General features: G+C 42.3%; 27 protein-coding genes. 4 read left to right on the top strand and 23 right to left on the bottom strand.

Annotated features, from left to right (window positions below):
- Positions 1 to 115 precede the first annotated feature (115 nt).
- The 3 genes from MKZ02_RS05490 (at position 116) to MKZ02_RS05480 (ending at position 2,146) form a co-directional block, all read left to right on the top strand.
- Entirely contained in the window at positions 116 to 883 is a 768-nt protein-coding gene (locus tag MKZ02_RS05490; protein ID WP_120034757.1) for a sulfite exporter TauE/SafE family protein, read from the top strand.
- A 197-nt stretch (positions 884 to 1,080) separates the two neighbouring features.
- A complete protein-coding gene (locus MKZ02_RS05485; protein ID WP_120034759.1) occupies positions 1,081 to 1,296 on the top strand; it encodes a hypothetical protein in 216 nt (71 codons plus the stop codon).
- Between the two features lie 229 nt (positions 1,297 to 1,525).
- Positions 1,526 to 2,146, top strand: a complete 621-nt coding sequence (locus MKZ02_RS05480) for a DUF2238 domain-containing protein (protein WP_120034761.1) — start codon at positions 1,526 to 1,528, stop codon at positions 2,144 to 2,146.
- A gap of 128 nt (positions 2,147 to 2,274) precedes the next feature.
- Here MKZ02_RS05480 and MKZ02_RS05475 read toward each other — a convergent pair whose 3' ends face one another.
- The 23 genes from MKZ02_RS05475 to MKZ02_RS05365 all read right to left on the bottom strand — a co-directional run bounded on the left by MKZ02_RS05475 (position 2,275) and on the right by MKZ02_RS05365 (position 23,953).
- Entirely contained in the window at positions 2,275 to 2,820 is a 546-nt protein-coding gene (locus tag MKZ02_RS05475; protein WP_340852315.1) for a TVP38/TMEM64 family protein, read from the bottom strand.
- 120 nt (positions 2,821 to 2,940) lie between these two features.
- On the bottom strand, positions 2,941 to 4,122 hold the full coding sequence (locus tag MKZ02_RS05470; RefSeq protein ID WP_340852313.1) for a PDZ domain-containing protein: 1,182 nt from the start codon (positions 4,120 to 4,122) through the stop codon (positions 2,941 to 2,943).
- A 159-nt stretch (positions 4,123 to 4,281) separates the two neighbouring features.
- Positions 4,282 to 5,727 carry a S41 family peptidase gene (locus MKZ02_RS05465; protein ID WP_182917158.1) on the bottom strand — a complete coding sequence of 482 codons (1,446 nt, stop codon included), beginning with the start codon at positions 5,725 to 5,727 and terminating at the stop codon, positions 4,282 to 4,284.
- Positions 5,728 to 5,884: 157 nt separating this feature from the next.
- Entirely contained in the window at positions 5,885 to 7,033 is a 1,149-nt protein-coding gene (locus MKZ02_RS05460; protein ID WP_340852312.1) for a trans-sulfuration enzyme family protein, read from the bottom strand.
- A gap of 284 nt (positions 7,034 to 7,317) precedes the next feature.
- Entirely contained in the window at positions 7,318 to 7,899 is a 582-nt protein-coding gene (locus MKZ02_RS05455) for a peroxiredoxin family protein (protein WP_340852310.1), read from the bottom strand.
- Entirely contained in the window at positions 7,892 to 8,476 is a 585-nt protein-coding gene (locus tag MKZ02_RS05450; RefSeq protein WP_340852309.1) for a hypothetical protein, read from the bottom strand. The genes MKZ02_RS05455 and MKZ02_RS05450 overlap by 8 nt, the downstream gene beginning before the upstream one ends.
- Positions 8,477 to 8,657: 181 nt before the next feature.
- Positions 8,658 to 8,762, bottom strand: coding sequence for a YjcZ family sporulation protein (locus tag MKZ02_RS05445; RefSeq protein ID WP_120034774.1), 105 nt, complete (start codon positions 8,760 to 8,762; stop codon positions 8,658 to 8,660).
- A 153-nt stretch (positions 8,763 to 8,915) separates the two neighbouring features.
- Positions 8,916 to 10,256: a murein hydrolase activator EnvC family protein gene (locus tag MKZ02_RS05440; protein WP_340852307.1), complete on the bottom strand. Its 1,341-nt coding sequence runs from the start codon at positions 10,254 to 10,256 to the stop codon at positions 8,916 to 8,918.
- A 74-nt stretch (positions 10,257 to 10,330) separates the two neighbouring features.
- Complete coding sequence (ftsX, locus tag MKZ02_RS05435; RefSeq protein WP_120034778.1) at positions 10,331 to 11,215, bottom strand: permease-like cell division protein FtsX; 885 nt, start codon at positions 11,213 to 11,215, stop codon at positions 10,331 to 10,333.
- The gene (ftsE, locus tag MKZ02_RS05430; RefSeq protein WP_120034780.1) at positions 11,205 to 11,891 is read right to left on the bottom strand and encodes a cell division ATP-binding protein FtsE; all 687 of its coding nucleotides are present in this window, start codon (positions 11,889 to 11,891) and stop codon (positions 11,205 to 11,207) included. Before ftsE ends, ftsX begins: the two co-directional genes overlap by 11 nt.
- Before the next feature lie 520 nt (positions 11,892 to 12,411).
- Positions 12,412 to 12,750, bottom strand: a complete 339-nt coding sequence (gene cccB / locus MKZ02_RS05425; RefSeq protein WP_120034782.1) for a cytochrome c551 — start codon at positions 12,748 to 12,750, stop codon at positions 12,412 to 12,414.
- A gap of 402 nt (positions 12,751 to 13,152) precedes the next feature.
- Positions 13,153 to 14,303 (bottom strand): IS3 family transposase gene (locus MKZ02_RS05420; RefSeq protein WP_340851290.1). Its coding sequence is split into 2 segments (ribosomal slippage): positions 13,153 to 14,030 and positions 14,030 to 14,303, totalling 1,152 coding nucleotides; the frame shifts between segments, so codons are not numbered across the junction.
- A gap of 124 nt (positions 14,304 to 14,427) precedes the next feature.
- Positions 14,428 to 15,526, bottom strand: a protein-coding gene (gene prfB / locus MKZ02_RS05415) for a peptide chain release factor 2 (protein ID WP_120034786.1) whose coding sequence is annotated in 2 segments (ribosomal slippage) — positions 14,428 to 15,453 and positions 15,455 to 15,526 — 1,098 coding nt in all. Because the reading frame shifts where the segments join, the coding sequence is not laid out codon by codon here.
- A 45-nt stretch (positions 15,527 to 15,571) separates the two neighbouring features.
- The gene (locus tag MKZ02_RS05410) at positions 15,572 to 15,775 is read right to left on the bottom strand and encodes a hypothetical protein (protein WP_340852305.1); all 204 of its coding nucleotides are present in this window, start codon (positions 15,773 to 15,775) and stop codon (positions 15,572 to 15,574) included.
- A gap of 66 nt (positions 15,776 to 15,841) precedes the next feature.
- The gene (gene secA, locus MKZ02_RS05405; RefSeq protein WP_340852303.1) at positions 15,842 to 18,346 is read right to left on the bottom strand and encodes a preprotein translocase subunit SecA; all 2,505 of its coding nucleotides are present in this window, start codon (positions 18,344 to 18,346) and stop codon (positions 15,842 to 15,844) included.
- A gap of 157 nt (positions 18,347 to 18,503) precedes the next feature.
- Positions 18,504 to 19,580 (bottom strand): SEC-C metal-binding domain-containing protein, encoded by a 1,077-nt coding sequence (locus tag MKZ02_RS05400; protein WP_120034790.1) that lies wholly within the window; start codon positions 19,578 to 19,580, stop codon positions 18,504 to 18,506.
- 300 nt (positions 19,581 to 19,880) lie between these two features.
- Positions 19,881 to 20,495, bottom strand: a complete 615-nt coding sequence (locus MKZ02_RS05395; protein WP_340852302.1) for a hypothetical protein — start codon at positions 20,493 to 20,495, stop codon at positions 19,881 to 19,883.
- Positions 20,496 to 20,940: 445 nt separating this feature from the next.
- The gene (hpf, locus tag MKZ02_RS05390) at positions 20,941 to 21,501 is read right to left on the bottom strand and encodes a ribosome hibernation-promoting factor, HPF/YfiA family (protein WP_120034794.1); all 561 of its coding nucleotides are present in this window, start codon (positions 21,499 to 21,501) and stop codon (positions 20,941 to 20,943) included.
- 275 nt (positions 21,502 to 21,776) lie between these two features.
- Positions 21,777 to 22,121 carry a flagellar protein FliT gene (locus MKZ02_RS05385; protein WP_120034797.1) on the bottom strand — a complete coding sequence of 115 codons (345 nt, stop codon included), beginning with the start codon at positions 22,119 to 22,121 and terminating at the stop codon, positions 21,777 to 21,779.
- On the bottom strand, positions 22,121 to 22,525 hold the full coding sequence (gene fliS, locus MKZ02_RS05380) for a flagellar export chaperone FliS (RefSeq protein WP_340852301.1): 405 nt from the start codon (positions 22,523 to 22,525) through the stop codon (positions 22,121 to 22,123). Before fliS ends, MKZ02_RS05385 begins: the two co-directional genes overlap by 1 nt.
- An 88-nt stretch (positions 22,526 to 22,613) precedes the next feature.
- Positions 22,614 to 22,964 carry a flagellar protein FlaG gene (gene flaG, locus MKZ02_RS05375; protein ID WP_259455613.1) on the bottom strand — a complete coding sequence of 117 codons (351 nt, stop codon included), beginning with the start codon at positions 22,962 to 22,964 and terminating at the stop codon, positions 22,614 to 22,616.
- Between the two features lie 157 nt (positions 22,965 to 23,121).
- Positions 23,122 to 23,796 carry an NUDIX hydrolase gene (locus tag MKZ02_RS05370; RefSeq protein ID WP_340852300.1) on the bottom strand — a complete coding sequence of 225 codons (675 nt, stop codon included), beginning with the start codon at positions 23,794 to 23,796 and terminating at the stop codon, positions 23,122 to 23,124.
- A complete protein-coding gene (locus MKZ02_RS05365) occupies positions 23,753 to 23,953 on the bottom strand; it encodes a YwbE family protein (RefSeq protein WP_340852299.1) in 201 nt (66 codons plus the stop codon). The genes MKZ02_RS05370 and MKZ02_RS05365 overlap by 44 nt, the downstream gene beginning before the upstream one ends.
- Before the next feature lie 178 nt (positions 23,954 to 24,131).
- Between MKZ02_RS05365 and MKZ02_RS05360 the strand changes: the two genes are divergently transcribed.
- A complete protein-coding gene (locus MKZ02_RS05360) occupies positions 24,132 to 24,680 on the top strand; it encodes a glutathione peroxidase (protein WP_120034804.1) in 549 nt (182 codons plus the stop codon).
- Positions 24,681 to 24,713 lie beyond the last annotated feature (33 nt).

Raw genomic sequence — 24,713 nt, 5'->3', positions numbered from 1 at the left:
CTTTTCTATACTCTTCTTATTAAAATGCCTGGTAGCAAGGCGCACAGCCATTTCATAAAGTGAGATATAAAAATTATTTTTATATTGATTAAAGGCAGACGGGAGTGTGCGTCTAATGAGCATGGGGATTATTGTAATGGGGCTTCTTGTTGGTCTTCTGGTTGGGTTAACAGGGGTTGGAGGGGCCGCCTTGTTAACACCTGTTTTAGTGTTAATGGGAATTAGTCCCTCCATCGCTGTGGGAACAGATCTTGTATACAACTCCGTCACAAAGCTTTTCGGCTCTATTCAGCATTGGAAACAAAAGACCATTGACCTGCAATTAGTGAAATATCTGGCAATCGGCAGTATTCCAAGTGCGATCTGTGCAGTCGGACTCCTTCACCTGTTTGATTCCTTCTTTAATAATCAAGAGGAAATTATCAAACATGCCCTAGGATATGTTCTTATCTTAGTAGCTTTAACTACACTCGTTAAAACCTTCATGAAGGATAAATTCGAATCAAACTATTTCCAGGTAAAGCCGCTTGAAGAAAAAAGAGGGTTAACGATCGCGATTGGAGCAATATTAGGATTCATTGTAGGATTGACATCAATAGGATCTGGTTCATTGTTCGCTTTAGCTATGCTTTATTTGTACAAAATGCGTCCTTCAGAGTTAGTGGGAACAGATATTGCCCATGCTTTTTTATTAGTTACTGCCGCAGGGATCATGCACGCTGGAATAGGAAATGTTGATTATTTATTAATGATCAATCTGTTGCTCGGTTCTATACCGGGTGTAATTTTAGGAAGCAGTTTGTCAGCTAAATTCCCTGCTAAACCTTTAAGAGCCATCATGTCACTCATTATTCTGATGAGCGGCTTCAAGTTAATTGTTTAACAAATAACAAACATGCATTGAGGAGGGAAACAGGCCCATCGCCCCTCCTCTTTTTTATTTACCGAAATGTCTGGCTCGCAGGTAAATAGTTACCAGCATAATTTGCCGCCAAATTTATAAAACTAAACATGGCTCTAAAACATCGTGCTTTTGGAGGCCGTGATTCGAACAATCTAATAAAGGAAGGATGGGTTGTTATGAACAATCAAGGTGGTATGATGACCTCGTTGCTAGCTGTGGGAGCTGCCGGAGCTGCTATTTACGGGATATCAAGAGGGATAAGAAACGGAACGTTCCAACAGCTTTCCCAAACGGTATCGAACACCTTCAATAACCAGTCGGTTGAACAATTGGCAAACTCTGTGCTTGGTATGACAAATAATCAAAACGCCAAAAATCAGAATAACCAGTAACTCTCCCTGAAAAAGCAAAGTGCATAATGAGGCTGATCATTAAGATCCTGCTTCCTTCCTCGTATTAGGAGCTCTTTTTGAACGTTAAGCGTTCAAAAAGAGCTTTTTATTTTCTGAGCAGAGCTGCTTGGATAACTCAGTCCGGTTATGAGCACCCTTAAATACACTGTATAGAAAACCGTATTTTTCTGAATACTAAAGGCAGAAGGTCTCTTAGCAGGAGGGAAAAATGGCAGAAAATAAAGTCAATAAGGTTCATCTGGCGCTCTTATTTATTATTCTTGCAGTTCTTATCTGGTCAGTTATAAAGCCGGCGGATTTCCCAACATGGACAATGGAATCCCTTCCTGCTGTGGCTGGACTAATCATTTTACTGATTACCTATAAGAAATTTCGCTTTACTACCCTTTCTTATGTCATCATTACTATCTTAGCGGCAACAATGTTCATCGGTGGTCATTACACTTATGGAAATGTTCCGCTCTTTAATTGGATCAAGGACCATTTTGATTTAAGCAGAAACCATTATGATCGGTTTGGACACTTTTTAAAAGGAATGGCTGTCATTGTGATCAGAGAAATATTAATTCGGACATCGCCGCTCTTCAAAGGTTTTTGGTTATCTGTTATTAGCGTAAGTATGACGCTTGCTATTTCGGCGCTGTATGAAATTATTGAGTGGCTATCTGTTCTCATATCTAAAGGGAAAAAGACCTCTAAAAGCTTTCTCGGCATGCAGGGAGACATGTGGGATGCGCAATGGGATATGGCACTCACCTTCATTGGTTCCATCCTTTTCCTTCTCCTTCTTTCGGCATTGCATAACCGGCTATTAAAAAATAAACTGTAAACAACCGCAACACACTTTATTTATACAAACAAAAGAGCACCGATTTGGACAGCCTTCAGTGCCGTGAATCCGTGCTCTTTACCCGATTAGTTTTAGAGGAAGCATTCAGCCTCTTCCTCCTATTCAATTTAATGACGCTTTCTTTTCAAAACACCGTAAAAAACGAGTCCCAAAACAATAAAAAAAAGGATGATGAGCTGCCAGTTGGCTGTTAGTCCCAGAGTCCATTTTACTGAATATGCTTCGATGAACAAAGAGGGGATTTTCCCCAGAGTGCTTACTACGCTGAAGGAAAGTAAACCCATTTTGCTAAAGGCAGCTGTTAGTGTAACGGCCCCAGAAGGTATAAAAGGTACAATTCTTAATAGGATCACCAGAGAGGCAGCTTCCAGACCTCCTGTATCCTTTAGTTTCTTCAGAAGCCGGCTTTTCAACGGCCTGTCTAGTTTTTTGACTCCTTGACGGTAAAGGAGAAAACTAACTACAGCTCCAGCTGCCTCTCCAATAATAGATACAATCAGTCCTGCTTTAAAACCGAAAACAGCAATGTTTACTCCCGTTATAAAAGCGCTGGGGAGCACGCCTGAGATTGCCACTATCATGCTGAGGAGGATACTGACTAAAAATGTTAAAATCGGATTATCCGGCATTCCTTGAATAAATTCATTCTCCATGCCTTCAATTCCTTTCTACAAAATGTCATTAACTTTTTTCTCGACTGTTCACCTTGGCCTGCAAGTCCTTTATTGGCCCTTTCATGCCTCTAAATTCAGAACGCCTCCAAAATGATCAGATTAATTTTCTTCTGCGGCAAACTCCTTCTCTTCATCGACTAAAATTAAACCAAGCTCATAGTGTTGTCCTTCGTAAAGCGAGCCTTGTGCAAAACGGTTTTGCCCGTTTACATCCACTACTTCCAGCTTGCAATAAGCAGCATTTTTTTGCAGCGCTTCATAAAATTCGCTTTCTGTATTCACTTCAGTGCCATTTACCTTGTAAATAATTTCTCCAATCTTCAAATCCATTTTCTTTGCAGGTGTATAGGGCAAAATGCCAAGAACCATGACACCTTTCGGCTGCGGTGTAAAGAAATAGTGACGATCTCTTTCGTATGCATAATGACGCCAAGAAATCCAAATGCGGCTTATAAAAGCAAACACGGCGCTAATAACTGCCAGCACCGGCACCCAATAAGCGGCAATGGCCAACAATAATGTAACTACACCCGCAGCAATAATATTTTTTCCAGTCGCCTTTACGGCGAGCTCCGGCAATGTGCTTTTGATCAGCTGGGCAAAGCCGACCAAAAAAGGAAACCAAATAAATGAGTATGTCTCTGAGCCAATTGATATAACCGGCCACCAAGGCCATGGCGATGTAAGCTCTCCGGTTGGCAGCACCAAGAATACCGGCACAAGCCATAGGCGCTGAGCAAACTGAACACCTACTTTTAATCCGCGCGGACTCTCCACAAGTCGCGGTGACGTTCCTTGCCACCCTCGCTTTAGCATCAGCAATCCCTCTGTAATGAATAGAAGCGCTAAAACAATCGCCATCGTCATCAATATTTTGCTAAAGGAAAACCCTTCATGCGGAATAAATGAGTAACCTGTTTTTTCCGTCACCGCAAAGATAAGCAAAGCGAGGCTAATTGTCCATGCAGGTGACAGCAGCCGGAAACCACCTGCACTTAAGATAATCGTGACAGCGGCAATGAAATTTAGCAGTTCAAGCGGAAGCGTAAGTCCAAAACCAATTGACACGATTGATAAAAGCAGCCCGATTAATAAGCTGGAGGGCAGTATGTAACGAACTTCCTGATAAATATCATACACTCGCGTGTGAAAGTCTTTCCGTTCTCTTGACACTCGGAACATGCCGACGACAAAAGCAAGCAAGAACGAAAAATAAAAAATTGGATGGATAAATAACTTTCCGAAGCCGCCTAAGAGCCCCAACAACCATTCTTGTAGCATGGCGTTCCCCACCTTACGTTAATTGCATTCTACTCAATATTGTAGCAAAAAAAGTGACCGTGCGTGAGTATATATCACGTTTCATTTGTGAAAGAAGTATTTCACTACAAAAAAGAACAGCTGCCCCTTCGTTGAGGCAACCGTTCATTCGTCATTTTATTACTTATCTAAATTTTTTATATACGAGAGGGCTGCCTGCAGCTGGAGGTCATTCTTTTCCTCTTTCATTTCCTTTATCCATCTCTGTTCGAGCTCACTTGCTGTTTTCTTATCAATCTTTCCGGTCGCTTTCATTCCGGCCTGTACTTGCAGGGCACGAACCGCTTTCTCTGTTTCGACACTAAAATAGCCGTCTGTTCTTCCAGGTGCATATCCAAGACCGGCAAGCATCATTTGGGCACTCTTTACATTATCATTGTTCATTTCACGAATGAGCGGCTGGCTCACTTGAAGTGGGTGAGCATAAAAGTAGTCAGGCTGTCTCACTTCAATATCGGGACGAATTCCTTTTTTGTGAATCCAATTGCCGTTTGGCGTCAGCCATTTATGAGTGGTTAGTTTCAAATTGCTGCCGTCTCCAAGCGGCACTGGCTGCTGAACGGTTCCCTTTCCAAAACTTGTTTCACCGATGATAGGATAACCCTCTGCTTCCTTCAGCGCTCCCGCCAATATTTCAGAGGCAGACGCACTTCCCTCATCTGTAAGCACAGCAATCGGATAAGGCTTCACTTTTTTCGTTTCTGAGAAATAAGGTACTTTGCGCCCTGACTTTTCTTCAATCTGCATATACGGTTTATTCTCTGTCACAAGCTCTTTCAAGATTTCCTCTACGCTGGTCAAGAAGCCGCCTGGATTCCCACGCACATCGATGATGAGGCCATCCAGTTCTTTTTTCTCCATCTTCTTTAGTTCTGATTTAAAATCTTTTGCCGTTTCTTCAGAAAATGAAGTCATTTCAATAACGCCAATCCGTTTTCCTTGTTTTCCCTTTACCTTTGCAAAGACAGTTTCAATCGGAATATTATCTCGCTTTACTTTAACATCAAGCGGTTTCGTCATGCCTGGACGGATAATTCCCATTGTCACCGTCGTTCCTTTTTTGCCGCGAATTTTCTTCGTCGCTTCATAAATCGTCAGTCCATCTACCGTTTTTCCATTAATTGTAACAATCTGGTCCTTCGGCTTTAATCCGGCTTTTTCTGCCGGCGAATCTTTAAATGGAGCAACAATAGTCAGTTTTCCCTCTACAACAGTGATCTCCGCACCGATGCCTTCAAAAGAGGAGTCCAACGACTCTTCGAATTGTTTGGCCGTTTCAGCATCCATATATACGGAATAGGGATCCTTTAAAGAACTAACCATTCCATCAATTGCTCCTTCTACAAGCTCGGTCCGGTTCACCTTTTCCACATATTGATTGGCAATCACTTCATATACGGTCTGCACTTTATGAAGCTCGTCCGGCAGATTCGTTTGTTCCGGTGCTGTCTGCGGTGGCTGGGCCGTATTCTCTTCTTCATCCATCACTGTCAGCCCCCCATACATTCCTCCGGCCCCTATTATAAAAGAAGACACCGTCAGCACCGCCACCCATTTTCTTTTCACCATTCCGCCCCCTCCAATTTGGAAAGCTAAAAAAGCCGCCCGGCTCACTACCGCACGGACAGCCCTTTCTCCCACTTTATGAAAGGAATGGACAAGTTATGAATAGCTCTTTGAAAAAATAGGCAGCCCTTTTGCCAAGGAGCTGCCTATTGTAATATTAACGCACGAATGCTGTATGAATGGCCTGTTCGATCTGATTAATAATATCAGCTGGTTCTTCAATGCCAACAGAAATACGAACAACCCGCTCATTAATGCCAAGGGCACTTTTTTCGTCTTCTGTTAACGAGCGGTGAGAAGTGCCAAGCGGATATGAAACAGTCGTTTCAACCCCTGCAAGAGAAGGAACAATCTTAATCCATCCGAGTGAGGAGAAAAAGCGATTCATATCCACCCCTTCATTTAATTCAATGCTAACCATAGCCCCGTTACCTTGCTCTGACACATATTTAGGGTAATATGTTTTTTTGACTCCCCTGTGCGCTTGAAGAAAATCAGCGAGCTCCTGGGCATTTTTCGTCTGACATTCCATGCGAATCGCTAATGTTTTTAATCCGCGGTAAGCAAGCCACGATTCAAATGGACTTAGATTCATTCCCATGTTAACGATCCGGCTTCGGCTCTTTTCAATGAGCTCCTTGCTGCCGACCAGCACTCCGGCTGTAACGTCGCTATGCCCGCCGATGTACTTGGTCGCACTGTGAACGACTAGATCCACACCTTGTGCAAACGGCTGCAGCAAATAAGGCGTAGCAAATGTATTATCCATCATCACAGAAAGACCATGCTTTTTAGCTATTTCCGTCAGCTTCTCTATGTTTTCTACCCGCAAGAAAGGATTGGAAATTGTTTCTGAGTACAACAGCTTTGTGTTCGGCTGAATAGCTGCTTCAACTGCCTGATGATCGCTAAAATCGACAAATGAGGCAGCAATGCCAAACGCCTGCAGCTCTTCCTTAATTAAATGATAAGTACCGCCATAAAGGTCGCTCGCCGCCACGACATGATCTCCGCTTTGAGCCGCAGCCAAAATTCCCGCAAGAATAGCCCCAAGGCCTGAGGAAGCCGCTACTCCCTCCGGAGCTCCTTCCAGTGCTGCCACTGCTTTCGCGAGCTCATCCGTATTCGGGTTGCCATTTCTCGTGTATAAATAGGGAGTTTCGCCCTCAAAATACCCTTCTAACTCTTCTAAACTATTAAACGAAAAAACGGACGTCTGATAAATAGGGGTAGATTTACTTTTAATATCCCCTGTTTTTGATAATCCGCTGTGTACGGCTTTCGTTCTAAATGACTGATCCTTCATGTTCCCATCTTCCTTCCATTGCCAACTCACCTATTAAGGAGCTGTTGGTTGCTTCAGATAATCTTTTCCCGGCTATTCATGCTCATTCCTTTATATACATACTGTACACCTGCTTATCCGGAATATTCAATATATAATGTTCAGGAGAAAACAGATAGGCTTAGCGACAGGCAAAGAAAGGTCTTAAGTGTGAAGGCATGATTATTTAGCGGATAAAAGAGACAAGCATCGGTAGTACCTCTTGGCAAAAACTATTGCTTGTCTCTATCCACATACAAACATCACTATTTCAGCTCGCTAACAAGTTTTTTCATCATTTGTTCATCCATTGGACCAATAATTTTTTGATGAATGGTCCCGTCTGTGTTAAGAACATACGTGGTTGGGATTGTAGCTACCTGATATTGCGGCCCAATTGTTCCTTCTTTATCAAGAAGGATCGGAAAAGTTAAGTCATATTGTTTGGCAAATTCAACAACCGCTGCTTTTCCTCTATCCTCGCTTGTTAAGTTTACTGCTAAAATTTCCATGTTACTTTTCTCTGCTTCTTTTTTGTAAAAGCTTTGCATATGAGGCATCTCTGCTTTACAAGGCGGGCACCAGGTGGCCCAAAAGTTTAACATTACTTTCTTGCCCCGGTAGTCCGACAAAGACACTTTTTTCCCATCTAATGTTTGGAGAGTAAAGTCTGGCGCTTGATCGCCCAGGCCAATACCAGAAGCCATTCCTGAAACAGCTTCCTGATCAGCCACTTCCATACCGGGATTTTCAATTTTTGTGATTTCCTTTTTATCTTTTACTACATTTACTGCTGCAATTCCAGCTAGTAAAACGAGCAGCAAAATGCCAAACCATTTTTTATTCAATCGGATCCCTCCTGACAATGAAAGTAAAGAACAGCGCTGCCCCTATATAGAACAAGCTATGCAGGGAGAATAAATCAGCAGTGAGCGATTCAAACAACAACTGCCATAACGTAAATAACCAGATGGTGCCGGCTGCTTGTCTAAGAGGAACAGCTAGCTGGGCTACACCTCCCGCAAGCTGAATCCATGCCAACAAGCCAGCTTGTCCTCTTAATAAGGACAGCATCCATTCAAAAGAAATTATCACTATCATCCACGTCCAAATAATTTGCGGCCGCTTTTCCGCAGGGGTCTTCCACAGCAGATAGATGCATACAGCGATCAGGCCGAGCCAAATGCCTTTCCAGCCGCCATTAAAATACACCAGCGACAAAGGTGACTTTACTACAAGCATAAAGCTGAACAAAAGCACACTTACCTTCCACACAGCAACAAATAAAAAGACAGCATTCACATAAAGTTCCAAAAAAACCTTGTCTTTTTTTAGCCAAATGACTAAAGCGCCAATGATGAAAGCAGCTAGAATAGCCAGCTGGGCTGCCGGGACAGTCAAAGAGCCTATTGTAAACCAGTTCATTTTTATTGTATTCCTTTACTCAAAAATATTGCTTTTGTATTCTCTTTAAAAAACGGCTATTTCTTTTATATACTATCATAGGTATAAGCCTACACAAAAATACCTTCTCCGTCCATCTTCTTTTATTATAAGCAAAAGAGGGCTGCCCTAATAGATCAGCCCTCTTCTCCTCTTTTATTTATTAGTAACCCCAGCCAATGTAAGCTGCCCCAACAATAATCAAGAGGATAAACAAGACAACGATCAAAGCAAAGCCGCCTCCGTATCCGTATCCGCCACCGCTCATACTTTACACCTCCCCTTCACTTACAATTACAGACTATTCAAAAGGGGAAAGATTGCGCGGGCGAACGCCCAGAATAGATGCTTTAGACCAGTAACCGCAAAAACAAAAGCCATCCTTGAATGCCTGATATAGGCTTTTAAGGATGGCTTTCTATTAAAAATTGACATATTTACGCGGATCAACCGCATTTTCTTTAGACAATGTCCAAGGACCTTCATGAATTTCAAAATGCAAATGCTGGCCAAACGAACGGCCTGTATTACCCATATAGCCAATAACCTGCCCTTTTGAGACGCTTCCGCCTTGGGCCACACGCTCTGACATATGAGCATAAACAGTAGTGAACACTTTCCCATTAATAGAGTGAGAGATGAAGATGCAATTTCCATAGGAAGCTGAATAATAGGAACGGATTACTTCTCCGTCCGCCGCCGCTACAATCGGCACGCTGGCGCTGTTTGCAATGTCGATACCTTTATGGTCTCCCAAGCTCCTTGTCCCGAATCCAGAAGATACATGCCCTTGAGCTGGGCGCATAAATGATCCGCCTGAAACAGCTGGCGTATCGTTTGAACGATCGGCTGAGACGGACTCTTCCTTAGGAGCTGCTGGCTGGCGACTGCTGCTGTTTCTCTTTTGACTTTCTGCAGCTTGCTTCTCTCTTTCACGTGCAAGCTTTTCTTGTTCCTTGCGTGCTTGTTCTTCCTTTGCAAGACGGGATTGTTCAGATGAAATAGCCGCTTTGATTGCTTTTTCTTGAGAAGAAAGCAACTCCTGCTCTTCTTCTAAACTTAGTTTTTGATTGTGTGCGTGATCTTCTTCACTGGCAAGCTGCTGCATAACTTTGTCTTTTGCTGCTTTTTTCTTATCCAGGCCGGCTTTCAATTCTTTTAAATCAGCAAGCATGCTTTCTAAGTTAGCTAATTTAGTTTTTAGCTGCTGCTCGCTTTTTTCTAATTTATTTTTATCTGCCTCTTGTTCCTGCAAAATATCTTTATCAGCATTTACTAATGTAGTCACAGCGCTGGCTCGATTAATAAAATCAGTAAAGCTTTCTGAACCAAGCAGCACATCAATATAGCTTGCTGATCCGCCGCTTTGTTGCAAAGAACGGGCCCGATCTTGCAGAACGAGATTTCTCTCAGCAATGCGCTTTTTCAAGTCCTCTATTTCTTTTCGAAGCTTCTTTATTTCCTTCTTTGTCTCCGCAACTGCTGCTTGCTTTTCGCGGATTTGCTTTTCTGCTTTAGTAATAGACTGATCCAACTGTTCAATTTCTGAAGAGAGCTTTGCCTGCTTGCTTTGCAGTTCGTTAATTTTCTTGCTTTTCTCGTTAATATTTTGTTTGATATCTGATTGTTTGTTTTCAATTTGATGCTGGCGGCTCTCCAGGTCGGATAACTTGGAAGCAAACGCTTCTTTTGTCATTCCTAATGTGCCCCCAAAGCCAAGAGATGCCGTTAAAGCAACTGTAAGTCCTATACGTTTCTTCAAACTCCAATTCTCCTCTCTGTTCCCCTGAAAATCTCCAGTTTACCTATCTATTAGCCAGATAAAATGATCGTTGATTACACTTTCAAAAATCGGCGAACAGCCATAAAGCTTCCCCACATGCCGATAAATGCTCCAATTAGCAAAATAATTCCGCTGATTTGCCATGCAAATGGATAATAGGCGAGCGGCTGAATGAAGTGGCCTTGCATATGAGTGGTGATTGCCTTGACTACATAGGAATAACCGATCACGACCGCAGCAACCGGCAGCAATGAACCGAGCAGTCCAAGCCAAAGCCCTTCTAATAAGAACGGCCAGCGGATAAACCAGTTAGTGGCCCCAACTAATCTCATAATCTCAATTTCTTTTCGCCTAGCAAAAATAGTCATTTTAATCGTATTGGAAATAAGGAACATAGCTGTAAACAGCAAGCCTAAACTAAGAACTAGTCCAACGTTGCGGCTCGTCTTTAAAAAGCTAAACAGCCTTTCGACTTTTTTCTCGCCGTAAACAGCATCCTCTGTATAATCCAGCTTTTTAATTTTCTTCGCTGCTTTTGGTGTATCTGTAGGATGCTTTGTTTTCACCACGAACACGTCATAAAGCGGATTGTTTTGCTTAAACAGAGCAAAGTCCTCACCCATATCCTTTATTAAATTCTGCAATTCTTTCTCTTTTGGAGAATAAGTAACCTTGGCTACTTCAGGCAGATCGAGCAATTGCTCTTTCAGCTCTTGCTGCTCTGCTTCCGTAGCATCCAGTTTAATTAGCACACGTACTTCGACATCATTTTCTATATCGGTTGCGGCTTTGTTTAAATTTAGTAAAACAGTAAGAAAAACTCCAACTAATAACAAAGTTACCGTCACAGCTGAAACAGCCGCAAATGTCATCCACCCGTTGCGGCTTAGATTTTTAAAGCTTTCTCTGAAGTGGCGGCGGAATGTTCTAGATTTCATAACCGTAATCCCCCCGCTGCTCATCTCGAACGATTCGACCGCCTTCAATCGCAACTACCCGGCGGCGGATCGTATTCACGATTTCCTTATTATGAGTAGCCATCACTAGTGTGGTACCCCGAGCATTAATTTTTTCAAATATGTCCATAATATCCCATGCGGTATCCGGATCAAGGTTCCCTGTTGGTTCATCTGCAATAACGACCTTTGGCTGATTAACAATAGAGCGAGCAATCGATACACGCTGCTGCTCTCCGCCAGATAATTCTTCTGGAAGCATTCTTGCTTTGTTTTTCAACCCAACAAGATCCAGCACTTCCATGACCCGTTTTTTAATAATAACTGGACTTTCTTCAATTACTTCCATTGCAAACGCCACATTTTCATATACTGTAAGAGTCGGCAGCAGTTTGAAATCTTGAAATACTACACCGATTTGCCGGCGAAGCAATGGAACAGATCTATCTTTTAACGTCGACAAGTTTACTCCGTTTACGATAATACGGCCGCCTGTCGGTTTTTCTTCCCTATACATCAGCTTTATAAAAGTTGATTTGCCTGCTCCACTTGGCCCAACAACGTAAACAAATTCCCCTTGTTTAATGGAAATGTCAATGTTTCGCAAAGCGAGGACCCCATTCGGGTATTTCTTTGTCACGTCCTTCATTTCTATCATCGAATCACCTGTCATCTTTTGTCAGTTATAAAAGAAAAAGCTGAAAAAATTCAGCTTTTTCTCCTCAAATCCAGATTCATTATATCACTGATTAAACCCTTATTAATGGTTAATTTAATTACATTTTCGTTTCATATCGTAATATATCCGATGGTTTTTATAGCGCTTTCAAAGAAATGATCGCTTTTTTTGCATAAACTCGCTGATACACAAGGTGAAAAAAATGAAATATTTTGTAATAAGCAAGCAAAAATATTTTGTCGATTAACAGGAGAGGAAATGAGAAGGGAAAAAATAAAGAATGCAGTAGTATATACTACTGCATTCTTACAGCCTGTTGAAGAGGCTTGCTTTCTCTATGGCTCGCTTGCCGAGACGGCATGGCACCTTTCCTTTTACTTCCCTACGAGTAAAATTTTTAAAGCGTAAAATAATTATTTGCCATCCATCTGGCAGCAGTTGTGCTAAACCGCCGGCATTCTAAAAAGAATGCAGCACACGGCTACATTCTTGTTTTGACTTATTTCTTTGTAGCTAACCAATCAGCGACTGCTTCAGCATCGGCCCCTTGAACAACATTCGGAGGCATCTGCCCTTTACCGTTTTTAATGATATTTAAAATTTCGTCCTTGCTATACTTGCTTCCTATTTTGTCTAACGCCGGTCCAACTTGCCCTTCCAGGTTTTCTCCGTGACAGCTAAGGCAGTTCTGCTTGTACACTTGCTCTCCTTCTGCGCTAGCTGTTTCTTTCCCGCCGCCGTTATTGTCTTCGTTTGATTTGTCATTCCCGCCGCCGCATGCCGCAAGCGCTACGGATGAACCGATTAACAAAGCCATTAATGATTTTTTAAATTCCATGTTCTCTCCTCCTAGGAAAAAATAAACAATGCATGTTAAGTATACCAAAGCCGCTATAATTTGAAACAAGGCCGAGCACTGCAAGGTGAACAAAAGCAACGGCCAATCCAGCCAGATCAATCACTTTTGACAATTGTATACACTTTTTGAACTTTATTCATCCGGCTGTTTACACAAGTGAAAGCTGCTCGGTATTCCTCCATCTGGCATTGAATTTATTTTGCTGCATAGGAGCAAATTTTATGTATCCAACCAGCTGCATATAGTTATTATGATAACCGTTTTTAGTCTCTTTAAACCTTTTTAAGGCTGGAAGCCTATGCTTGAAAGAGATTCAAAAAGCCCTTTACTGATATGGGATCGGGACTGACCCCTATTTTTGAGACAGGGATCAAAACACCTTTAAGCAGCCAGCTGCCGATATTTGACCGGTGGCTGGTTGTTTAGTTTCGCTTGAATACGGATATGGTTATAATAGTGAATATAGCTTTCGACAGTTTGCTCTACGATAGCCGTCGTAGTGCTTGTCAACTCGTCGAGATAGAACGTTTCAGACTTTAGCGAGGAATGAAACGATTCGATGGAGGCATTATCAGAGGGTGTCCCTTTCCGGGACATACTCATGGTAATGCCTTTTTCTTTGACTGCCTGCTGATAAGCATAAGATGTGTACACAGATCCCTGATCGCTGTGCAGAATGCATCCCTCTGGGAGGGGTGGCAACTGGGCCAGCGTATGTAGCACAAAATCTGTATTCTGGCAGCTTCCTAAAGAATAGGCAATGATTTCGCCGTTAAATAAATCCTGAATACTTGAAAGATACAGCTGTTTCTGGCCAAAAGGCAAGTATGTAATATCTGTGACGAGCTTTTGAAGAGGCTGATTTGCCTGGAAATCTCCTTTTAACAGGTTATCGGAAATATGACAGGGCTGTCCTGTTCGTTTGCGTTTCTTCACTTTTACCCGGCACTGCCAGCCATACTTCTGCATTACACGCTGTACCGCTTTATGGTTAATCGACATCTCTCGTTTTAATAAGGCCGTGATTTTACGATAACCATATCGAAACTTAAGGTCCCGGCACAACGTGCCGATTTTTCGTTCAACGATCTGCCTGGCTGTTTCTTTCCGGCTCCTGCTCTTCCAGCGATAATAAGTGGATCTAGCAATGCCGAGATGCCGGCATATTTCCCTGACGGGCATGCTGGTTTGGAGTTCTTTTACTAATTCTACAGCTGTTTCTGGGACCACTTCCTCTCCAATTCTTTGTACTTTTTTAGTACTTCAATCTGCTGTTTCAAATACCGATTTTCTGCCTTCAGTTTCTCTGTTTCACTTTCATACTCAGCCCCTTTTCCGAAGGAATACTGCTTGCCCACTGGCTGTTCAAATCGATGAAACTCGCCTGCTTTGTACCATTTCATCCATGTTTTAAGCTGTGTCTTATTTCGAATGTTTAATTCCTTTAAGACTTCTTTGACCGGCACCCCAGCTAATCTCATTTTTACAGCCTTCATTTTTACTTCCGCTGGATAACTGACTCTTGTCCCCATAGAAAAACACCTCCAAGTTATTTTCGAGTATCCCATACTCGTTTTCAACTTAAAGGTGTTTTTTATTTGTCTCACTTTATGGGGTCAGTCCCATCAGTCCCATGGGATCAGTAAAGGGCTTTTTTTATAAGCGCGAGCGCAAATAGGCATTAATAAACGGACTGATTTCTCCATCCATCACTGCTTGGACGTTCCCAGTCTCCTCATTGGTCCGATGATCTTTTACCATTGAGTAAGGATGGAAGACATATGAACGGATTTGGCTTCCCCAGCCAATTTCTTTTTGTTCTCCGCGAATTTCTGCCAATTCGGCTTCCTGCTCTTCAATTTTCTTTTGATAGAGCTTAGCTTTTAACATTTTCATCGCATGCTCACGGTTTTTAATTTGCGAGCGCTCTGATTGACAGGTCACAACTGTATTAGTTGGCAAGTGGGTAATTCGGACAGCAGAATCCGTTGTATTTACGTGCTGACCACCCGCTCCGCTTGAGCGGTACGTATCTATCTTAAGATCTTCCGTACGGATATCAATTTCGATATCATCATTGAATTCCGGCATAACCTCACATGAAACGAATGAAGTATGTCGGCGTCCCGAAGAATCAAATGGAGAAATCCGCACTAAGCGATGTACACCCTTTTCTGCTTTTAAGTAGCCATAGGCATTATGTCCCTTAAATAGAAGCGTTACACTCTTTACACCCGCTTCATCTCCAGGAAGATAATCCATCGTTTCCACTTTAAACCCTTGCTTTTCTCCCCAGCGTGTATACATGCGTAGCAGCATCGAGCCAAAATCCTGTGATTCGGTACCACCCGCTCCTGGGTGTAGTTCTAATATGGCATTATTCTTATCATAAGGATCGCTTAACAGCAGCTGCAGCTCGAAATTACTGATTCGATTCCGGAACTCCTCCAGTTCGTTTTCCAGCTCTCCCTGCAGTTCTGCATCAGCTTCTTCCTTTACCAGCTCATGTGTTAACTCTAAGTTTTCTTGTGTTTCCAACAGCTCTTTATATTCGTTAACTACTTCTTTTAAACCATTTGCTTCATTGATAACTGTCTGAGCAGCCTGCTGATCATCCCAAAAGTTAGGATGCAGCATTTCATCCTCAAGTGCTGCAATGCGTTCCTCTTTGATTTCTAAGTCAAAGAGACCCCCTAAAGTCCGCTAACTTCTTAGCTGTTTTATCTAACTCATTCCGAATTTCAAATAATTCCATATAAGCACCTCTTCTTTAGTGTAAAAATGTTGTATTATGCCTACATTATTCAAGATATGAATCCGGCATGTTGTTCATCATTCCAGCAGGTTTAGTTACGAAACTCGCTCCCTCTGTCGGAGTTTGAAAATCAACTCCTTGTCGAGAGCTCCAATTCGCTATCACACTGATCGAGCGCCTTCCGCTTTTCTCTTGTCCAGCTGCAGCGGCCAGCCCGTACCGTGGTTTCGGTCTCTCTGTTTGAGTCAAAGAACGACTCCTGGTCGAGTCCTCCAACCTCCTATCGGGCTGATCAGGCCGCTTCCACTTTTCTAATCACCCACAGCAGTTTTTGTATTTTTTGCCGCTGCCGCATGGGCATGGTTCATTTCTGCCGACTGCCGGTGCTTTTCTGACTGGTTTTTTCTTCGCTTTGCTTTCTTCGTCCTCTTTTGGATTTACTGCCTGTCCTTTAGCTACTTCCTGACGCTCCAAATTGTTTTGGATTTCTGCTTTCATGACGTATTTAGCAGCTTCCTCGTTAATGGAGGCGACCATGGCTTCAAACATAGCGAAACCTTCGTTTTGGTATTCACGCAACGGGTCGATTTGTCCGTAGGCACGTAAGTGGATCCCTTGGCGCAGTTGATCCATCGCATCAATGTGATTGATCCATTTAGAGTCAACAGCACGAAGCAGAACAACTTTTTCAAACTCACGCATCTGTTCTTCGCCCATTTGCTCTTCTCTTGTGTTATAGCGCTCTGTTACTTTCGCATAAATGGTGTCTTGCATTTCATCGGCACCCTTGCCTTGTAAATCGTTAATTGTCAGTTCTCCTTCACTTAACAAATTCGCATTTACATAATCGGCAATGGCCTGCAGGTCCATCTGCTCTTCCGTTTCAGCAGTGGTAGTATGAGCTTGGACGACTTGCTTAATGACAGCAAGAATCATCCCTTCTAAAATTTCTCGCAAATTCTCCGATTCTAATACTTCGTCGCGTTGTTTGTAGATGATTTCCCGTTGCTGACGCAAAACATCATCGTATTCCAGCAAGCGTTTCCGGGCATCAAAGTTATTGCCCTCTACACGTTTTTGTGCAGATTCTACTGCCTTGCTGACCATTTTACTTTGAATCGGCTGGCTATCATCCATACCGAGTCTTTCCATCATCGACTTCATGTTATCTGACCCGAAACGGCGCATTAACTCATCTTCCATTGAAAGATAAAATTGTGTAATCCCCGGGTCGCCTTGACGGCCAGAACGTCCACGCAGCTGATTATCAATCCGGCGAGACTCATGGCGCTCCGTACCGATAACAGCAAGACCGCCAAGCTCTTTCACGCCTTCTCCCAACTTGATGTCTGTTCCGCGTCCGGCCATATTCGTCGCGATGGTCACTGCACCAGGCTGACCAGCTTCCACAATAATCTCGGCTTCACGGCCGTGATTTTTTGCGTTCAACACATTATGGGGAACGCCACGCTTCGCCAACAAGGAAGAAATCAGCTCAGACGTTTCAATCGCCACCGTACCGACAAGCACAGGCTGCTTTAGCTGGTGCCGCTGATAGATGTCTTCCACCACCGCCCGGAACTTCCCTTCCATGGAAGCATAAATTAAGTCAGGGCGATCGTCGCGGGCAATCGGACGGTTTGTCGGAATGCTGACTACTTTCATATTGTAAATATTGCGGAATTCTTCTTCTTCTGTTTTCGCTGTTCCCGTCATCCCGGAAAGTTTCTCATACATGCGGAAGAAGTTCTGGAACGTAATTGTCGCCATGGTCATGCTCTCGTTTTGAATAGGGACTCCTTCTTTGGCTTCAATTGCCTGGTGAAGGCCATCACTGTACCGGCGCCCTTTCATTAACCGCCCTGTAAATTGATCGACGATAATGACCTCATCTTCTTGAACGACATAGTCCACATCGCGCTGCATTGTGACATGCGCTTTTAACGCCTGATTAATATGGTGGTTCAGCGTTACATGTTTTAAATCAAACAAGTTTTCAATGCCAAACGCCTTTTCCGCTTTATTAATTCCTTCTTCCGTTAGCAGGACACTTTTTGTCTTCACATCATACGTATAGTCATCTTCTGCTTTTAACGTGCGGACAAAGCTGTTGGCATGGATATAAAGCTGTGTTGACTTCTGCGCCTGACCCGAGATAATAAGCGGCGTACGCGCTTCATCAATTAAGATAGAGTCTACCTCGTCAATAACTGCAAAATGAAGCGGGCGCTGTACCTTATGTTCTTTGTAGAGCACCATGTTATCCCGGAGGTAGTCGAAACCAAATTCATTGTTTGTGCCGTACGTAATGTCTGCTTCGTAAGCCTCTTTTTTCTCTTCTTTCGATAAGCTGTTTAAATTCAGTCCTACACTTAGCCCAAGAAAATTATACAACTCGCCCATTTCCACAGCGTCACGCGAAGCAAGATATTCGTTGACCGTGATAACGTGAACACCTTTGCCGGAAAGAGCATTTAAATATACTGGCATCGTCGCCGTTAACGTTTTTCCTTCCCCCGTCTTCATTTCGGAGATATTGCCTTCGTGGAGAGCAATCCCCCCCATCAACTGAACTCGGTACGGGTAGAGGCCGAGTACGCGTCGTGCTCCTTCGCGCACAACCGCAAAAGCCTCTGTTAATAAATCATCAAGCGTTTCACCTTTTGCATAGCGCTCCTGAAATTCTATCGTTTTGGCGCGCAGATCTTCATCGGACAGCTGTTCCATTTCCTCTGCCAATGATTCAATTTTTAACGCCATTTTTTCTAACCGCTTTACATCGCGTTTATTTGCATCAAACATTTTTGTTAATAAGCCCATTTATAGCCGCTCCTTTTTACTTGCAACAAGTTAGTCCGTGAGCCTGAAAACCTCATAAAATTCCTATTTAATATTACCACTATCACCTGTTTGAAACAACTGAACGGCATGGAGAAAGGCTCTCGTTAAAAAAGTAAAAACGCCTGTGACAGGCGTTTTATACTTGAAGTGCTTGTTTGTCCTGTTGCAAATGTTCCTCCAGAAGAGGCTCCATTTCCTTCACACGCTTTGTTAGACTTGCAGCAGAGACTCCAAGTCGGGAAGCCAGCTGGCTATTTGAATAGTCAGTAGCAACCATTCCATGAGATTGCAGAAGTGAATAAAGAGCAGCTGTATAAATTTCCGGTTTGCGAACTGTCGGATTTTCTTTTTGGCAGTATAGATTCCAAAGAAGTATCGCTGTCTGCTGTCTCAGCTCTTCGATTCCTTCTTCCTGCAGAAATGCAAGCAAGGCATCTGCTGTTTTTTTCTGGGATTCTTTTTCCCATGCTAATTCACTATAATCCAATGTTGCTTCTTTGCCTTTATCTTTCTCTTCACCTTCACCGCCATAAATCGTAAACAGGCCTTCTAACACAGGCAGCCAGTTGGCAGCAAGAAATGTCTGCGGATCTGTTTCTTCCGCTTGCTTAAATTGTGAAGAAATCCAGCTTTCTGCTTCCGCCACGACGTGTTGTTCAAAATGAAAATCAATCATAAAGAACGTATATTCGTTTTCAAATGGCAGCAGGCCACCAGTTACAAAGACTTCTTCGATAGGCAACTGACGGCGTGCTCGGATCGATAGCCTTTCACCCGATAATACATCTTCCACCTCATACACATTGCCTTTGGCAGCTTTTACAGTGCCTGCCACAAACTTTACTTGAGGCCATGCAAGGAGGATGTCTCTCGTCCGCTCTCTCTTCACTGTTTGCGCACGTCTGGCCACAAACTCTTCAAGGACAGTCTGTCCATTTTTAACAGGCTGCGTTAAAATAAACCAAATTTCAAAAGCAATCAGATACACCTGCGGATCTTTGCGAAGCACTTCATACGTATGTAAAAGTGACTGAAAACGTTTCTTCATTTCATACGAATGATGTTCCATAGCGTAATCGATTAGCTCACGTTGTAGATTTTCAAGCTCTTCTTGCATCACTCCGTGAATAGCCGAACCTTCTATTTTTCCACAACATTTTTTGAACTTTTTTCCGCTTCCGCATGGACATGGCTCATTCCGTCCAACTAACATAATTTTACTCCCCCCTGGATCATCAACTCTTCCTCTATAGTAACATGAATTGTCAACTCTCAGTAGGGATAGCCAATAGTTTAAGCAAGCTGCTTCTTCAGAATAAAGCGCCGTTCCCCTCATTAAGTAGTCATTCACCTTTCCCATCCATCACCCGACGATTGTGAAAAAAGGGCATTAAGAAAACAGACTCCTCATTCAGGAGTCTGTTTTCTGTACATTACAGACTTGGTGAAAATTGTTAATTAATATTTTTTCCTACCTCCACCAATATACTTTCCAAGTTATTGAATCGATCAGTTACCCTCCAGTTGATACAACACCTTCCGCATTGTCGACGACTGGAGCCTCAGGTGCCTCAATTACTGGTGTTTCAACGGCATCTCCTTCTGCTGGTGTTTCTATATTTTCTTCTTCCGATGCTTCACCAACGACCGTTTGGATAAGCGTTTGGACTTCAATTTGAAGAACCTCGACTCTTTGTTCACGTTTTTGAATATCTCCCGTGGCGGTACCCTTTACCATCAAAGAATCTAATCGATGATTCATAGCATTCAAACGGTTCTCTAACGCTGTTAATTTATCGGCATACTCTTCATGCTTGTCTGTTGCTTCAACGGAAGTGTTTTCTTGCGGCTCTTCTCCAATTGCTGGTGTCTCAAGATTCAGGGAATCAATTTCCTGCTTGTACTCTCCTAATTTTTCTTCTATGCCAGCCACCTGCTTATCGATTGATCTAAGCTGATTGGCTTGTCCTTTAATTTTTTCGTTATTGATCTCCTTTGCCCACTCCTGTTTTTCGGACGGATGAACGTCATCCTTTTGCGCTGCATATCCATATACCGGCGCAGAGAAAATTGTTCCTGCTGCTAGTGCTATTGCAAATGCGGATGATACTTTTTTCTTTTTTGCCATTCACTTACTCCTCCTTTAACATAGTTAAGCAAAGATCAACAGCCAGCAACCAATCGGTGACGCTTTTTTCCTGGCCCGGTCTTTACGCTATCCATCATAGCGGTTACCCCTGGTTGAAACCAAGACCCAATATAAAAAGAGGAGAGCCTTACTGTTAAACTTCCATTTTTACCCAATTCTCTCTTTATTTTGTATATTAAAAGAGGAAATGTGCTTGAAACTTTCGCTTACTTCCCTTCTTCTTTTTTCGACTGAAATCGACCAAAGCGTTATTTCTACAAGGTTGTCTCATTCAAAAAAGGGGGTTGGCGAACTGGCTTTCCAACCAACCAAGCAAGCCCGCCTATGCGACTAAAAATAGTCTATTTGATAGATTTCCATTGGCTGTGAAGCCCTTTTATCAAAAAGTCCCCGCTGTCCAAAGACAGCGGGGACTTGATTTGTTTTAATTTGTCTCAATTAAACCGTACTTTCCATCTTTTCGTCTATAAACAATATTTGTACCATTGCTTTCTGCGTCTGTGTAGATAAAGAAGTTATGTCCCAAAAGATTCATTTGCAATACGGCTTCTTCAGAATCCATTGGCTTCAAATCAAATTGCTTTGTACGAACGATTGACAATTCATCTGTCTCTTCTTCTGCTTCAGCAACTGCTGTTTCACTTTGCGCGATGGCAAAATAATCTTGCGGGTCACCCTTTTCGCGGAATTTACGGTTTACTTTTGTTTTATGTTTACGGATTTGGCGCTCTAATTTATCAACAATTAAATCAATAGCTGCATACATATCTTCATTTCGTTCTTCAGCTCGAAGCACAAGGTTTTTCATTGGGATTGTGACTTCGACTTTGGAGTTTTTATCAGAGTAAACTTTCAGATTCACATGCACAGTCGCATTTGGAGTTTCAATAAAATAACGCTCCAACTTGCTGATTTTCTTTTCCACGTATTCACGAATTGCCGGAGTTACCTCAATGTTCTCACCGCGGATGCTATAGTCTAACATGCTGACTCCTCCTTTACAAATAGCTATGTGTATATACTTCTCCTTTCCCTTAGAAACTCCTGCTTAACCTAGCAAAAATGTTTGTCGAAACTTTAATAAATATTTCCTATTCTGTCTATTGATTTTTGCAGTTGTAGCATTTCCTCGGGCCAAGTCCTAATCAAACAGACTTATTTCAGGCATTATACGCGGCAAACGAAGAAATCATGTGGCTGATTCAAAATATTCCATTTAAAAAGCAAAAAGCGAACCGTCTGAAAGCGGTTCGCTCTAAATTAATTCTTTTTATCATAAAAAACGCCATCCATCTGCATGGACGCATAAGGGTTCACATATTTGTCTACAGAGTCCTTCTTTTTTGTTAGACTTTTCATGTCTCTCTGAATGTCTTCTTTTACCTTCTTTAGCCGCATATCGATTACTGCATTGCGTTTAATCATTTCTCGCCCGAGCTCCTGCTCTTCTGCCGTGAAAGGCGGTTTAATATCCGCAAGCAGCTCTTCTCTTCTCTCAAGCAACGTTTCAATAGCCGCCATCATTTGATCTCGGTCTGCCGGCGGACGGCTCACGAGTTGAAATAGCTTTTCCGTTATTTCAAAGCAATTCTTTACAGCCGACATCAGGCTTGCCCACCTGCACCAGCATGCTGAAGCTGGCGATTTTTTTGAATAACGTCCTTCCATGTATCACGGAACTCGATGACGAACCCCTCTACTTCTTCCAAAATGGCTATGTCATTTTTTATATTTGCTTCAATCAAACGGCGGTTTAAATAATCATAAAGAGACAATAAGTTTTCTGATACAGTCATGTCCATGTTTAAGGTAACCATAAGCTCTTGAATGATCGCTTGCGCTTTTTGAATGTTTGTGTTTTTCACTTCAATGTTTTGTGCTGCAATCGCTTGTTTTGCCTGACTAATAAATTTTAGGCAACCGTTGTAGAGCATCAATGTCAATTCCCCAGGGGAAGCCGTTGTTACGGCGTTATTCGAATATGTTTGATAAGGGTTTTTCATTGCCATGAAAAAAAACACTCCTTTAATAATTAAAAATAGCTAAGGGCGCCAGCTAGAAGGCTGCGTTAGCTTTTGCTGGATCGCCCATGCGAGGTTAAATTTTTTTATCTACTAAAATCCCCAAGTAATCCGTCATGGCTGCGTACATGTCGAGAAGCTTTTTTGATGGAATTTCCCTAATGACTTCTTGTGTTTCGTCATCGATCATTGTTACGTAATATTCTTCGAGTTCATCATGAAATTCAAACTTCAAATGAGTGTTTGACGGTTTTAAGAAATCATTCATTCCCTGTACGATTTTTTCCATTTTTGCTTTTTCAGACTTACGCACAGTCATTTCAGTGGTTTCTTCCTGCTTTTGTTCCTGCAGATTGACTTCTGCTGGTTTTTGCACCGCATTTACCGGTATGATTACATGTTTTTGCTTACCTAGCTTATCTATCACTCATTACCGCCCCTTCCGGCTTGGTTTTTCTATTAGTTATATCGGAAGAAGCGAGGCAAAGTTAATAAAAAGAAAAGAATCTATTTCATGATTTTGTGAAAAATACAAATAAATAGAAATAGCAGGAAAACTTCCGTCTAAAAGTCCACTTTCGATTCTACCGGCTAATATACTTTTGTATTAGGGAAGCTGTGCGTTGGAAATATGTTTCCTCATGCGGGACAAAGTCTGCTTTGCTAATCATCCGCCTAAAGGGAATCTGTTCATTGTCTACTCCGATCAAAAAGCCTTCCCCAAACATGTTAAGTTCTTCTCCTTGGCAAAACCTTAAAAAGACAGATAAGTCTACAGAAACGATGCCAGATACCTCTTCTTTTTGCAGCGAATAGTCTTCGATAGGCTTCAAGCTTTCATATAAAAAAACATGACACCATTCGTTATCTAAGAAATCTCCCATGTGTAGACGATCTGGTACGGTGCCAAGTAAAATAAGGTCGTTAAAAGAAACGTCCAGCCCTAGTTCTTCCTGAACTTCGCGCACGCCATCCTTCACCGTCTCATGTGCAAGCAAATGTCCAGCTGCTGTAATATCCAATAGCCCAGGAAAATCCTTTTTCATTTCACTGCGAACTTGTAAATGAATCGTATAACTGTTTTCTTTTTTGCTAATGACCCAGCAGTGAAACGTTTCATGCCAGTGGCCTTTTTTATGCACGTCATCTCTTGAGGCAATGCCTATTTCCTTTCGCTTCTCATCTACCACTCTAATCATTTCTGTTTCCATATGTTCATTTACCTGGATGGATGTGCTGTACGCGCCCGACTTGGCCATCTTCAAGCCTCACCTTTATTCCATGCGGGTGTGAACTAGAGTTTGTTAAAATATCTTTTACAATGCCGGTTGTTCTTTTCCCTGTTCGCTGGTCCTGCTTTAATACAATATCGACCTTTAACCCCGGCTGAATATCTTTGCGGTTTTTTCCACTCATTGAGATAAAACCCCTTTCACGTGATTGTCATATTCCTTAACTATAAACGACGGATGCAGTTCTTTCTAATGAAATATCAGCTTTTCTCTTACTAAGTTCCCCTATGCTACTTTTTGACTAGAAAAGAATATTATCATATAATAATTATTATAAATTGAGAATCAAAGGGGATAATAGTATGGGTATACACCAGTTCACTGCCAAGCAAAAAAGCGGAAAGGAAATCGATTTAAAAGACTACGCAGGCAAAGTTTTACTCATTGTTAATACGGCCAGCAAATGTACCTTCACTCCGCAGTTTGAAGATTTACAAAAGCTATATGTACGATATAGAGAAGCCGGTTTGGAAATTCTCGGTTTTCCATGCAATCAATTTGGTGAGCAAGAGCCTGGCAGCAATGAGGAAGCAGCGGAATTTTGCCAGTTAAATTACGGTGTAACTTTTCCAGTCTTCTCAAAGGTAGAAGTAAATGGAGAGCAGGCGGACCCGCTGTTTCAATATTTAAGAGAAGCAGCTCCATTTCGTGGCTTTGATGATGCCAATGTGAATGAAAAGCTTTTGAAAATGATGATTGCTGACCGGAATCCCGAATGGTTAGTAGGAGATGCTATTAAATGGAACTTTACAAAATTTCTCGTTGATGCCAACGGTACTGTTATCAAGCGCTTTGAACCTTCTGATGACTTTTCTTCGATAGAAAAAGAAGTTGAAAGTTTGTTAGCTTAATAAAAAAGAACCGTGCACAAAGCTCTCACGCTT

The sequence above is a fragment of the Pseudobacillus sp. FSL P4-0506 genome (assembly GCF_038003025.1).
Lineage (GTDB): Bacteria > Bacillota > Bacilli > Bacillales > Domibacillaceae > Pseudobacillus.
The sequence above is the reverse complement of the archived record's forward strand: the minus strand, read 5'-3'. Positions and strand labels throughout refer to the sequence as shown.

What these genes read in the sequence shown, in the direction of transcription:
- MKZ02_RS05490 (WP_120034757.1), top strand. Translation starts at nt 116, where the DNA reads ATGAGCATGGGGATTATTGTAATGGGGCTTCTTGTTGGTCTTCTGGTT.
- MKZ02_RS05485 (WP_120034759.1), top strand. Translation starts at nt 1,081, where the DNA reads ATGAACAATCAAGGTGGTATGATGACCTCGTTGCTAGCTGTGGGAGCT.
- MKZ02_RS05480 (WP_120034761.1), top strand. Translation starts at nt 1,526, where the DNA reads ATGGCAGAAAATAAAGTCAATAAGGTTCATCTGGCGCTCTTATTTATT.
- MKZ02_RS05475 (WP_340852315.1), bottom strand. Translation starts at nt 2,820, where the DNA reads ATGGAGAATGAATTTATTCAAGGAATGCCGGATAATCCGATTTTAACA.
- MKZ02_RS05470 (WP_340852313.1), bottom strand. Translation starts at nt 4,122, where the DNA reads ATGCTACAAGAATGGTTGTTGGGGCTCTTAGGCGGCTTCGGAAAGTTA.
- MKZ02_RS05460 (WP_340852312.1), bottom strand. Translation starts at nt 7,033, where the DNA reads ATGAAGGATCAGTCATTTAGAACGAAAGCCGTACACAGCGGATTATCA.
- MKZ02_RS05450 (WP_340852309.1), bottom strand. Translation starts at nt 8,476, where the DNA reads ATGAACTGGTTTACAATAGGCTCTTTGACTGTCCCGGCAGCCCAGCTG.
- MKZ02_RS05445 (WP_120034774.1), bottom strand. Translation starts at nt 8,762, where the DNA reads ATGAGCGGTGGCGGATACGGATACGGAGGCGGCTTTGCTTTGATCGTT.
- ftsX (WP_120034778.1), bottom strand. Translation starts at nt 11,215, where the DNA reads ATGAAATCTAGAACATTCCGCCGCCACTTCAGAGAAAGCTTTAAAAAT.
- ftsE (WP_120034780.1), bottom strand. Translation starts at nt 11,891, where the DNA reads ATGATAGAAATGAAGGACGTGACAAAGAAATACCCGAATGGGGTCCTC.
- cccB (WP_120034782.1), bottom strand. Translation starts at nt 12,750, where the DNA reads ATGGAATTTAAAAAATCATTAATGGCTTTGTTAATCGGTTCATCCGTA.
- secA (WP_340852303.1), bottom strand. Translation starts at nt 18,346, where the DNA reads ATGGGCTTATTAACAAAAATGTTTGATGCAAATAAACGCGATGTAAAG.
- MKZ02_RS05400 (WP_120034790.1), bottom strand. Translation starts at nt 19,580, where the DNA reads ATGTTAGTTGGACGGAATGAGCCATGTCCATGCGGAAGCGGAAAAAAG.
- MKZ02_RS05395 (WP_340852302.1), bottom strand. Translation starts at nt 20,495, where the DNA reads ATGGCAAAAAAGAAAAAAGTATCATCCGCATTTGCAATAGCACTAGCA.
- hpf (WP_120034794.1), bottom strand. Translation starts at nt 21,501, where the DNA reads ATGTTAGACTATAGCATCCGCGGTGAGAACATTGAGGTAACTCCGGCA.
- MKZ02_RS05385 (WP_120034797.1), bottom strand. Translation starts at nt 22,121, where the DNA reads ATGTCGGCTGTAAAGAATTGCTTTGAAATAACGGAAAAGCTATTTCAA.
- fliS (WP_340852301.1), bottom strand. Translation starts at nt 22,525, where the DNA reads ATGGCAATGAAAAACCCTTATCAAACATATTCGAATAACGCCGTAACA.
- MKZ02_RS05370 (WP_340852300.1), bottom strand. Translation starts at nt 23,796, where the DNA reads ATGGCCAAGTCGGGCGCGTACAGCACATCCATCCAGGTAAATGAACAT.
- MKZ02_RS05365 (WP_340852299.1), bottom strand. Translation starts at nt 23,953, where the DNA reads ATGAGTGGAAAAAACCGCAAAGATATTCAGCCGGGGTTAAAGGTCGAT.
- MKZ02_RS05360 (WP_120034804.1), top strand. Translation starts at nt 24,132, where the DNA reads ATGGGTATACACCAGTTCACTGCCAAGCAAAAAAGCGGAAAGGAAATC.